Here is a 10,624-nt window from a genome sequence, read left to right as displayed (position 1 = left end):
CGTGCCCGACGTGGTCCCCAACACCGGCGCGCCCAGCGAGAATGCGCTCACCCAGTGCAGCGGCGGCGACCAGGGTCAGTGCATCGCGAACGAGTATTACGGGCCGGGCAACGTCCAGGTGCCGAACGTCAGCACCAGGGTTCAGCAGAGTCCGTAGCTGCGCGGGACGAACCTCAGCCCGCCTTTCGTGCCAGTTGCTTGACCTTGCCCCAGAACGGCTTCGGGCCGCACGACTGGCCCTGCGAAGCGATGATCGCCCGCACTGTCTGCCGGCAGCGGCCGCACGCGCTGCCGGCGCCGCAGGCGGCCGCCACCTGCTTCGACGACGCGGCGCCGTTGGCGACCGCGTCACGTACCGTCTCGGACGTTACGCCCATGCACAGGCAGACATACATAAGTAGGTAAGGCTACCTTAACCGGTGTGGGCGGTAAAGTGCTGGGCCTTACTGGAAGTCTTACGATAATGATTCCCGGCACTCGCGATGTCCTACAGTGACACCATGTCCGAATCCGGCGCCGGGCGCGTCGCACTGGTAATCGGCGGCGCTTCCGGCATCGGGTGGGCGACCGCCAGGGGGCTTTCCGCCGAGGGCTGCCGTGTCACGATTGCGGACCGCAACGCTGCGGGCGCCGCGGCGCGGGCGGATGAGCTTGGCGAGCCGCACGTCGCGGCCGGCGTCGATGTCACCGACGAGGAAAGTGTCGCAGCGTTGTTCGAGCGGGTCGGACCGGTCGACGTCGTCGTCAACACCGCCGGATTTAGCAACTTCGGGCGCATCGTCGACATGCCGGTCGCCGACTTCCGTTCCGTGGTGGACGTGTGCCTCACCGGGGCGTTCGTCGTCGCGAAGTACGCGGGCCGGCACTTGCGTGACGGCGGGTCGCTGGTGTCGGTGACGTCGTTGAACGCGCGGCTGGCCGCACCGGGGATGAGCGCGTACTGCGCGGCCAAGGCGGGACTCGCGATGCTGACCCAGGTCGCGGCACTGGAATTCGCGCCGCGCCGCATCAGGGTCAACGCCGTCTCGCCGGGCTTTGTGCACACGCCGCTGACCGAGCCGGTGACACTGGTACCGGCCGTATTGGACGACTACCTGGAGAACACCCCGCTGGGCCGCGTCGGCACGCCCGAAGACGTCGCCGACGCGGTGCTGTTCCTGTGCTCAGGCAAGGCGTCATGGCTGACGGGCGAGGTGCTCGACCTCAATGGGGGCGCCCATCTGAAGCGCTATCCCGACATCCTCGGCCACATCGACAGAATGGCGTCGGCGTGACGTCGGCCTCGGGAACGCCGATTCCGCGCCGCCCGACCGACGTGACGAGCGGATGGCTGTCAGCCGCACTGAGCGCACGGGGCGAACCTGTAAAGGTCAGCGATGTCGACGTCGTCGCCATCGGCACCGGTCAGACCGGAGCGACCTACCGGATCGCGGCGACGTATGCCTCCGACCGGCCCAACCTGCCCGAAACCTTCGTCATCAAGCTGCCGGCGCAGGACGACACCGTACGGGACAGAGTCACTCTGGGCTACCGGAGCGAGGTCGCGTTCTACGCCAGGGTCGCGCAGCACACGGCGGTGCCGACACCCGAGTGTTTCTACTGCGACATCACCGACGACGGTGGGGATTTCGCTCTGCTGCTTGCCGACATGGCGCCGGCCGTGCAGGGGAACCAGCTCGCCGGCTGCACTCCGCAGGAGGCACGCCTGGCGGTAACTGCGCTCGCAGGACTACACGGCCCGAGTTGGTGCGATCCCGCGTGGCTGGACCTGACCGGGGTGGCGATGCCGAAGCCCGGCGATGAGCCCGGAGCCAAAGGTCTCGGTGACGTCGCCCGCATCAGCGCCGAGATCACGCTGGACAAGCTCGGCACGCAGGTCAGCCCGGCCGACCGCGAAACGCTCACGGCGGCAATGAGTTTGGTGACACCGTGGCTGCTCGCCGAACCCGGCCGGTATTCCCTGATGCACGGCGACTACCGCCTGGACAACATGCTGTTCGACCCCGCCGTCAGCCGGGTCACAATAGTGGACTGGCAGACGATGGGAATCGGGTTGCCCGCGCGGGACTTGTCTTACTTCGCTGCGACCAGCCTGGTTCCCGAAACCCGGGCTGCGATCGAAGGACAGCTGGTCGACGACTACCACCGGGCATTGTCGACCTATGGTATCGCCGATTACGACCGCGACATGTGCTGGCGCGACTACCGGATGGGAATGCTGCAGGCGCCGTTGATCACCAGCCTGGGTTTCGCGTTCGCGGCGTCGACCGAACGCGGCGACGAGATGGTGGCGGTCATGTTGCGGCGCGGGTGTCAGGCGATCCGCGACGTGAGGACCTTGGAGCTCCTCGGCTGATCAGTACTGCGTCGAGCCCTGATCGACGAGATCCGCGTCGCGGTGACCAGTCGTGATTCGTCGGACGCCAGCCGGCACACGGCATCGGCGATGTCTTCCGGCTGGGCCACCCAGTCCGCCAGGAATGGGGTCAGCATGTTCGCCAACTGCGGATTGGTTTCCGTGGCCCGTCCGATCGCGGCGACCATGTCCCCGGTGCCCATCTCGGTGTTGACCGGACCCGGATGGACGCTGTTCACGCGGATCGAGCACTTGCCCAGTTCGGCGGCGAACGCACGGGCCATTCCGGTGACGGCGTGCTTGCTGGCGGTGTGGTGCACCGTGAACGGCTGCACCTTGACCCCGGCGGCGGAGCTGATCAGGATGACCGATCCGCCGCGGCCCCCGTCGATGATCTTCTGCGCCCCGGCCATCACCGTGTTCCACGTGCCAGTCACGTTGACGTCCATGACGTCGCGAAACGATTCGGGTGTTATCTCGTCCCAGGTCGCCGGAGCCGAGATACCGGCATTGGCGCCGATGATGTCGAGCCGTCCCAGCGCTGCGGCGGCGGCGTCGACAGCGTCCCGGAGTCCGTCGAAGTCGCGTATGTCGACGGTCCGGGCGAGGATGCGGCGACCGGTGGCTTCGACCAGACGCACCGTTTCGGCAAGGTCGTCCGGGGTCGCGGAGCGATATGGAACGCACGGCGGAAGCTTGCCCGCGATGTCGACGGCGATGATGTCGCGCCCTCGTTGGCCAACCGGACCGCGTGCGCCCTGCCCTGCCCGCGCGCCGCTCCGGTGATGAACGCCACCCTGCCCTTGAGTCGGCCGCTCAATTGCGCTGCGCCCCTTTCACAAGTCCTCCGCCGATGATCAGGCGCTGAATTTCGCTGGTGCCCTCGTATAGTCGCAGCAGCCGGACATCGCGGTAGATCCGCTCCACCGGTACCCCGTGCATGTAGCCGCTGCCGCCGTGGATCTGGACGGCGAGGTCGGCGACCGTGCCCGCCATCTCGGTGCAGAAAAGCTTCGCCGCCGAGGGGGCTATCCGTCGGTCTTCGTCGGTGACCCACTTGCGCGCGGCGTCCCGGACGAGAGCGCGCCCGGCGAGCACCCCCGTCTGCTGGTCGGCGATCATCGCCTGCACCAGTTGGAAGTTCCCGATCGGCGTACCGCCCTGCGTCGCCGTTGCGGCGTACGTGACCGATTCGTCGAGCGCGCGCTGAGCGGTTCCCACGGCCAGCGCGGCGATGTGCACGCGGCCGCGGGCCAGCGAGATCATCGCCGCCCGGTAGCCGATGTCTTCGTCGCCGCCGACCAGGGCACCGCCGGGAACGCGGACGTCGGTGAAGCTCACATCGGCGGTCCAGGCACCCTCCTGGCCCATCTTCGCGTCCTTGGCGCCCACCTCGACGCCCGGCGAGTTGGCGGGCACCAGGAAGACCGCGATGCCGGCGCCGTTGTCGTCGGCCGGGCGGGTGCGCGCGAAGACGACGAACAGATCGGCGACGGGCGCGTTGGTGATGAAGCGCTTCTGTCCGGAGATGACCCAGTCGTCGCCCTCCCGGACCGCCTTGGTGCGCAGCCCCGATGGGTTGGATCCCGCGCCCGGTTCGGTCAGCGCGAAGGAGGCGACGACGTCGCCGGAGGCCATGGCCTCCAGCCAGCGGGTCTTCTGCTCGTCGGTGCCGAAGCCGACCAGCACCTGGCCCGCGATGCCGTTGTTGGTGCCGAACATCGACCTCAGCGCAAGCGAGGTGTAGCCCAACTCCATGGCCAGCTCGACGTCTTGGGCCAGGTTCAGGCCGAGGCCGCCCCACGCCTGCGGAATGGCATACCCGAACAGTCCCATCTTCTTGGCCCCCTCGCGCAGGTCATCGGGAACTTTGTCCCCAGCGAGGATTTCCTGCTCTCGCGGGACGACGGCGGTGCGCACGAAGTGACGGGTCTGGGCGAGGATGTCACCGAAATCATCGTTTCCGACGGTGTCTGTGGTCATGGATCGACCCTCCTTCTCAGCGCAACATCATATATGAAATATGATGTGTGATTATGTCGATGCTGAGCGGTCGAACGGCGGTCGTGACAGGCGGTGCGCAGGGGCTGGGTTTTGCCATCGCGGAGCGCTTTGTCGCAGAAGGCGCCAGGGTGGTGCTGGGCGACCTGGACGCCGAAGCCAACCAGGCCGCGGTCGACCGGCTTGGGGGCCCCGACGTCGCGGCGGCCCTGCGGTGCGACGTCACCCGGGCAGGCGACGTGGCGGCCCTGGTGTCGGGCGCCGTCGAGCAGTTCGGCGGCTTGGACATCATGGTCAACAACGCCGGGATCACCCGGGACGCGACGATGCGCAAGATGACCGAGGAGCAGTTCGACCAGGTCATCGCGGTGCATCTGAAGGGAACCTGGAACGGCATGCGCACGGCCGCGGCGATCATGCGGGAGAACAAGCACGGGGTGATCGTCAACATGTCGTCGCTGTCGGGAAAGATCGGCCTGGCGGGGCAGACGAACTACTCGGCGGCCAAGGCCGGCATCGTCGGCATGACCAAGGCGGCGGCCAAGGAACTGGCCCATCTCGGTGTGCGGGTCAACGCGATCGCCCCCGGGCTCATCCGGTCCGCGATGACCGAAGCCATGCCGCAACACATCTGGGACCAGAAGGTCGCCGAGGTGCCGATGGGCCGGGCGGGGGAGCCCGGCGAGGTCGCCGCGGTGGCCCTGTTTTTGGCCAGCGACCTGTCCTCGTACATGACCGGCACCGTCCTCGAGGTCACCGGCGGCCGGTTCATGTGACCACCCACGATGAGGAATAACGATGCGCGAAGCCGTTGTCTGTGAGCCCGTCCGCACCCCGATCGGCCGCTACGGCGGCATGTTCAAGTCGCTGACCGCCGTCGACCTCGGCGTCGCGGCCCTGCGTGGGCTGCTCGACCGGACCGGCGTCCCGGCCGAATCGGTGCAGGACGTGATCCTCGGGCACTGCTATCCGTCCAGTGAGGCGCCGGCGATCGGCCGCGTGGTCGCGCTCGACGCCGGTCTGCCCGTGACGGTTCCCGGCATGCAGGTCGACCGCCGGTGCGGCTCCGGTTTGCAGGCCGTGATCCAGGCCTGCCTGCAGGTCGGCAACGGCGACAACGACCTCGTCGTTGCCGGCGGTGCGGAGAGCATGAGCAACGTCCCCTTCTACTCCACCGACATGCGATGGGGCGGCGCTCGTGGCGGCATCAAGGTGCACGACGGGCTGGCGCGCGGGCGCACGACCGCCGGCGGACGCCACCACCCCGTTGCGGGCGGGATGCTCGAGACCGCCGAGAACCTGCGGCGCCGGTACCGCATCTCCCGCGCGGAGCAGGACGAGCTTGCGGTCGCGTCCCACCAGCGGGCGGTGGCCGCCCAGAAGGACGGCACCCTCGCCGAGGAGATCATTCCCGTGGCGGTGCCCACCCGCCACGGCGAAGAGGTGATCGAGACCGACGAGCACCCGCGCGCCGACACGTCGTTGGAGTCACTCGGCAAGCTCAAACCCGTTCTGGCGGGCCAGGATCCGGAGGCGACGGTCACGGCGGGCAATGCCAGCGGTCAGAACGACGCCGCCTCGATGTGCGTCGTCACGACCCCGCAGAAGGCCGACGAGCTGGGACTCACGCCGTTGGTGCGGTTGCTGTCGTGGGGGCTGGCCGGCGTGGCGCCGGACGTCATGGGCATCGGTCCGGTGCCCGCAACCGAAGTCGCGCTCGCCAAGGCCGGCCTGCGCCGCAGCGACATCGACGTCATCGAACTGAACGAAGCCTTCGCCGCGCAGGCGCTTGCGGTGATGCGGGAGTGGGGATTCGGCGCGGCCGATCGCGAACGAACCAACGTGCGCGGCTCCGGAATCTCCCTCGGTCACCCCGTCGGCGCCACGGGCGGGCGGATGCTGGCCACGCTCGCGCGCGAACTCGGCCGGCGGGAGGCACGCTACGGCTTGGAGACGATGTGCATCGGCGGCGGGCAGGGCCTCGCCGCGGTCTTCGAACGGGTCGCGCCGAAGTGAACCAGCCCGGGCAGCCGGCGGCGCTGCCGCTGACCGGCACCACGGTCGTGGAGGTGTCCAGCTTCGTGGCCGCCCCGTTGTGCGGCATGACCCTGGCTCAACTCGGAGCCGAGGTGATTCGCGTCGACCCGATCGGCGGCGCGTCCGACTTTCGCCGGTGGCCCCTGGCGGCCGGTGGCACGTCGATCTACTGGACGGGACTGAACAAGGGAAAGCGTTCGGCAACGGTCGATTTGCGCTCGCCGGAAGGGCAGCGGCTCGTTCAGCGGCTCATCGTGGAAGGCGACGGCATCGTGGTCACCAACGCCGCGGGTCTGGGCGCCTTGGCGCACGAGCGGCTGGCGGAGCTGCGGCCCGACGTGATTCATGCTCAGTTGCTCGGCCGCGGTGACGGGTCGACCGGTGTGGATTACACGGTCAACGCCGCGATCGGTTTTCCGCTCGTCACCGGTCCAGCGGATCACGCCGGGCCGGTCAACCACGTACTGCCGGCCTGGGACGTGTGCTGCGGCCTGTACGCCGCGCTCGCGGTGACCGCCGCCGTGCGCCGCCGGGATGTTTCCGGGGAGGGTGCCCGCATCAGCCTGGCGCTGGAGGACGTCGCGCTGGCGACCGCCGGGAACCTGGGCCTGTTGACGGAGCCTCAAGTCAACGGCACCGAACGCCAGCGCCTCGGCAACGCGATCTATGGGCAGTACGGCCAGGATTTCATCAGCGGGGACGGCGTCCGGTTCATGGTGGTCACGTTGACCGGACGCCATTTTCGCGACCTGGTCGAAGTGTCCGGGACGGGACCTGCCGTGTCCGCGCTCGCCGGGGCACTCTCGGCCGACTTCGACTCCGAAGGTGAGCGCTACCGCCACCGCGGCGTGCTGAGCGGCCTGTTCGCCGCCTGGTTCGCCGACCACACGGCCGACGAGATCACCGACGCCCTGTCTCCCACCACGGTGTTGTTCGAGCGCTACCGAACCTTCGGGGAGGTGGCAGGCGACGAGCGGGTGACCGGGAACCCGTTGTTCTCCCGGCTCACTCAGCCCGGTGTCGGCGAATACCTGGCGCCCGGGCTGCCGGCCCAGCTCGACGGTGTCCATCCGGCCGGCGCACCCGCTCCGGACCTGGGGCAGCACACCGCCGACGTGCTGGCACAGAAACTGGGACTGAACCCCGATGAGATCACGCGCCTGGTTTCAGCGGGCACGATCGGCGCACTTGGGTCCCCGCGAAAAGTCAAGGGAGAACGCCAATGACCAAACTGGCCCGAACGCTCGGCCTCACCGAGTTCCAGACCGAAATTATCTCGACGGTGCGCCAGTTCGTCGACAAGGAAGTCATCCCCAACGCGCCGGAGCTTGAGCGCACCGACACCTATCCGCAGGACATCGTCGATCAGATGCGCGAGATGGGTCTGTTCGGCCTGATGATTCCCGAGGAGTACGGGGGACTTGGCGAATCGCTGCTGACCTACGCATTGTGCGTTGAGGAGTTGGCACGCGGCTGGATGAGCATCTCCGGGGTGATTAACACCCATTTCATCGTGGCCTACATGCTGCGCCAGCATGGAACCGACAGGCAGAAAGAGCATTTCCTGCCGCGCATGGCGACCGGGGAGACCCGTGGCGCCTTTTCGATGTCCGAACCGGAGTTGGGCTCCGATGTGGCGGCGATCCGGACCCGGGCCACGCGCACCGCCGACGGGAATTACACCATCGACGGCCAGAAGATGTGGTTGACCAACGGTGGCAGTTCGACGTTGGTCGCGGTGTTGGTGCGAACCGACGAAGGCGCCGACAAGCCCCACCGCAACCTGACCGCGTTCCTGATCGAAAAGCCCACCGGCTTCGGCGAAGTCGCGCCCGGGCTGCTCATCCCCGGCAAGATCGACAAACTCGGCTACAAGGGCATCGACACGACCGAACTCATCTTCGACGGTTATCAGGCCGGTGCCGGCGACATCCTCGGTGGCAGGCCCGGGCAAGGGTTCTTCCAGATGATGGACGGAATCGAGGTCGGCCGGGTGAACGTGTCGGCCCGTGCCTGCGGCGTCGGCATCCGTGCGTTCGAACTCGCCGTTCGATACGCGCAGCAGCGCAGTACGTTCGGAAAACCCATCGCCGAGCATCAGGCCATCGCGTTTCAGCTCGCGGAGATGGCGACCAAGGTCGAGGCCGCGCATCTGATGATGGTGAACGCGGCGCGTCTGAAGGATTCGGGGGAGCGCAACGACTTGGCGGCCGGCATGGCCAAGTATTTGGCCAGCGAGTTCTGCAGCGAGGTCACCCAGCAGAGCTTTCGCATCCACGGCGGGTACGGCTATTCCAAGGAGTATGAGATCGAACGGCTCATGCGCGACGCCCCCTTCCTGCTCATCGGCGAAGGAACCAGCGAAATACAGAAGCAGATCATCAGCAAGCGATTGCTGTCCGAGTACCGGATCTGAAGGGGACCACGGTGACCGCTCCCGATTTTGCGGCGCGGCCGCAGCTTTCCGACGATGTGGCGCGTTACGTCCGGCAGCGGATATTCGAGGGCACCTACAGCGCCGGCGAATACGTTCGCCTCGACCAGGTCGCCGCGGAGTTGGGCATCAGTGTCACGCCGGTGCGTGAGGCACTGTTCCAGCTGCGCGCCGAGGGTTTGCTCACTCAGCAGCCCCGGCGCGGATTCATGGTCCTGCCGGTCACCGGGCGAGACCTCGCCGACGTGTCCGGCGTGCAGGCCCACATCGGCGGCGAACTGGCCGCCCGCGCGGCGATGAGGGTGACCGACGAGCAATTGGGTGAGCTGAAAGCGATTCAGGCCCAGCTCGAGGACGCCTACACCCGCGGCGACCGCGAGGCCGCGGTGCGCCTCAACCACGAGTTCCACCGCGCGATCAACGTCGCCGCCGACTCGCCGAAGTTGTCCCAGATGATGTCGCAGATCACGCGTTACGCGCCGGAATCCGTTTTCCCCACCATCGCGGGCTGGCCGGCCCGGTCGCGCAAGGATCATCGGCGGGTCCTGGCTGCGCTTCAGCACCGTGACGCCCCGCGGGCGCGTGCGGCCATGTCGGAGCACTTCGTCGCCGGCGTGGCGCCGCTGATCGATCACCTCACCCAACACGGGGTGATGGACTGACGAGCCCTGGCGCTCCTACTGTACCGTCTACAGTATGACCGCGCGGATCATCGATGAAGCGGCGAACGTGTTTGCCGACCCGCTCGCGTACACCGACGAGGCGGGACTTGACGCCGCATTGACCCATCTGCGCGCCGACGCTCCGGTGTCGTGGGTGCAAGCCCCCGATTACCGGCCGTTCTGGGCGATCACCAAGCACGCCGACATCATGGAGATCGAGCGTGCCAGCACGGTTTTCACCAATTCGCCCCGGCCGGTGCTGATTACCGCGCAAGCCGATGAGCTGCACGCCGTCGCGGGCGTCCGCACGCTCATCCACATGGATGACCCACAGCATCGCGTCGTGCGCGCGATCGGCGCGGACTGGTTCCGGCCCAGGGCCATGCGGGCGCTCAAGACCCGCGTCGACGAACTCGCGCGAATCTACGTCGACAGGATGCTTGCGGCGGGCACCGAGTGCGACTTCGTCCAGGAGGTGGCCGTCAACTACCCGCTGTATGTGATCCTGTCGCTGCTCGGGCTGCCGGAGTCCGACTTCCCGCGCCTGCTGCGGCTGACGCAGGAGCTGTTCGGCAGTGATGACGACGAGTTCAAACGCGGCACCACCAGCGAGGACCAGTCGGCTGCCCTGCTTGACATGTTCCGGTACTTCACCGACCTGACCGCCGCGCGGCGTGAACGCCCGACCGAGGATATGGCCTCGGCCATCGCCAACGCCCGCGTCGACGGCGAACCGCTGTCCGACGTGGACACCGTCTCGTACTACGCCATCATCGCCACGGCGGGCCACGACACCACCAGCGCGACGATTTCCGGCGGGTTGTTGGCTTTGCTCGAACATCCCGACCAGCGGGAGCGCCTGCGTGCCGATCCTTCGCTCATGCCGTTGGCCACCGAGGAGATGATCCGCTGGGTTACCCCGGTCAAGGCGTTCATGCGCACCGCGGCGGAGGATGCGACGGTGCGCGGCGTACCGATCGCCGCCGGCGAATCCCTGCTGCTGTCGTATGTTTCCGGCAACCGCGACGAGGATGTCTTCCCCGCGCCGTTCCGATTCGATGTGGGCCGCGACCCCAACAAGCACGTCGCCTTCGGCTACGGGGTGCACTTCTGCCTCGGCGCCGCACTGGCCCG

Annotated in this window: 10 protein-coding genes and 1 pseudogene; 8 read left to right on the top strand and 3 right to left on the bottom strand. The window is 67.7% G+C overall.

The annotated features are described in order from the left end of the window. Positions 1 to 173 precede the first annotated feature (173 nt). Positions 174 to 395: a (2Fe-2S)-binding protein gene (locus VKG81_RS04160; protein ID WP_324389990.1), complete on the bottom strand. Its 222-nt coding sequence runs from the start codon at positions 393 to 395 to the stop codon at positions 174 to 176. Between the two features lie 105 nt (positions 396 to 500). Here VKG81_RS04160 and VKG81_RS04155 point away from each other — a divergent pair, with 105 nt between their 5' ends. Together VKG81_RS04155 and VKG81_RS04150 are read left to right on the top strand one after the other, a co-directional pair. Further along, positions 501 to 1,274, top strand: coding sequence for an SDR family oxidoreductase (locus VKG81_RS04155; RefSeq protein WP_324389988.1), 774 nt, complete (start codon positions 501 to 503; stop codon positions 1,272 to 1,274). Next, positions 1,271 to 2,356 carry an aminoglycoside phosphotransferase family protein gene (locus VKG81_RS04150; RefSeq protein ID WP_324389986.1) on the top strand — a complete coding sequence of 362 codons (1,086 nt, stop codon included), beginning with the start codon at positions 1,271 to 1,273 and terminating at the stop codon, positions 2,354 to 2,356. The genes VKG81_RS04155 and VKG81_RS04150 overlap by 4 nt, the downstream gene beginning before the upstream one ends. Here the strand turns inward: VKG81_RS04150 and VKG81_RS04145 are convergent. Further along, positions 2,357 to 3,176, bottom strand: a pseudogene (locus VKG81_RS04145) (mycofactocin-coupled SDR family oxidoreductase). Continuing rightward, complete coding sequence (locus tag VKG81_RS04140; RefSeq protein ID WP_324389984.1) at positions 3,173 to 4,339, bottom strand: acyl-CoA dehydrogenase family protein; 1,167 nt, start codon at positions 4,337 to 4,339, stop codon at positions 3,173 to 3,175. The pseudogene VKG81_RS04145 and the gene VKG81_RS04140 overlap by 4 nt, the downstream one beginning before the upstream one ends. A 53-nt stretch (positions 4,340 to 4,392) precedes the next feature. On the opposite strand from VKG81_RS04140, the gene fabG reads away from it, so the two are divergent. The 6 genes from fabG to VKG81_RS04110 form a co-directional block, all read left to right on the top strand. After that, positions 4,393 to 5,133 (top strand): 3-oxoacyl-ACP reductase FabG, encoded by a 741-nt coding sequence (gene fabG, locus VKG81_RS04135; protein WP_414685150.1) that lies wholly within the window; start codon positions 4,393 to 4,395, stop codon positions 5,131 to 5,133. Between the two features lie 22 nt (positions 5,134 to 5,155). Then, the gene (locus tag VKG81_RS04130) at positions 5,156 to 6,373 is read left to right on the top strand and encodes an acetyl-CoA C-acetyltransferase (protein ID WP_324389982.1); all 1,218 of its coding nucleotides are present in this window, start codon (positions 5,156 to 5,158) and stop codon (positions 6,371 to 6,373) included. Beyond that, positions 6,370 to 7,620, top strand: a complete 1,251-nt coding sequence (locus VKG81_RS04125) for a CoA transferase (protein WP_324389980.1) — start codon at positions 6,370 to 6,372, stop codon at positions 7,618 to 7,620. The genes VKG81_RS04130 and VKG81_RS04125 overlap by 4 nt, the downstream gene beginning before the upstream one ends. Further along, positions 7,617 to 8,810 carry an acyl-CoA dehydrogenase family protein gene (locus VKG81_RS04120; RefSeq protein ID WP_324389978.1) on the top strand — a complete coding sequence of 398 codons (1,194 nt, stop codon included), beginning with the start codon at positions 7,617 to 7,619 and terminating at the stop codon, positions 8,808 to 8,810. Before VKG81_RS04125 ends, VKG81_RS04120 begins: the two co-directional genes overlap by 4 nt. 11 nt (positions 8,811 to 8,821) lie before the next feature. Continuing rightward, on the top strand, positions 8,822 to 9,490 hold the full coding sequence (locus VKG81_RS04115; protein ID WP_324389976.1) for a GntR family transcriptional regulator: 669 nt from the start codon (positions 8,822 to 8,824) through the stop codon (positions 9,488 to 9,490). A gap of 34 nt (positions 9,491 to 9,524) precedes the next feature. After that, positions 9,525 to 10,624: cytochrome P450 (locus VKG81_RS04110; RefSeq protein WP_324389974.1), on the top strand; the 1,100-nt coding region annotated here is incomplete at its 3' end.

Origin of the sequence: Mycobacterium sp. (assembly GCF_035314905.1) — a bacterium.
Taxonomy (GTDB): domain Bacteria; phylum Actinomycetota; class Actinomycetes; order Mycobacteriales; family Mycobacteriaceae; genus Mycobacterium.
This window is presented reverse-complemented; position numbering and strand designations above follow the sequence as displayed.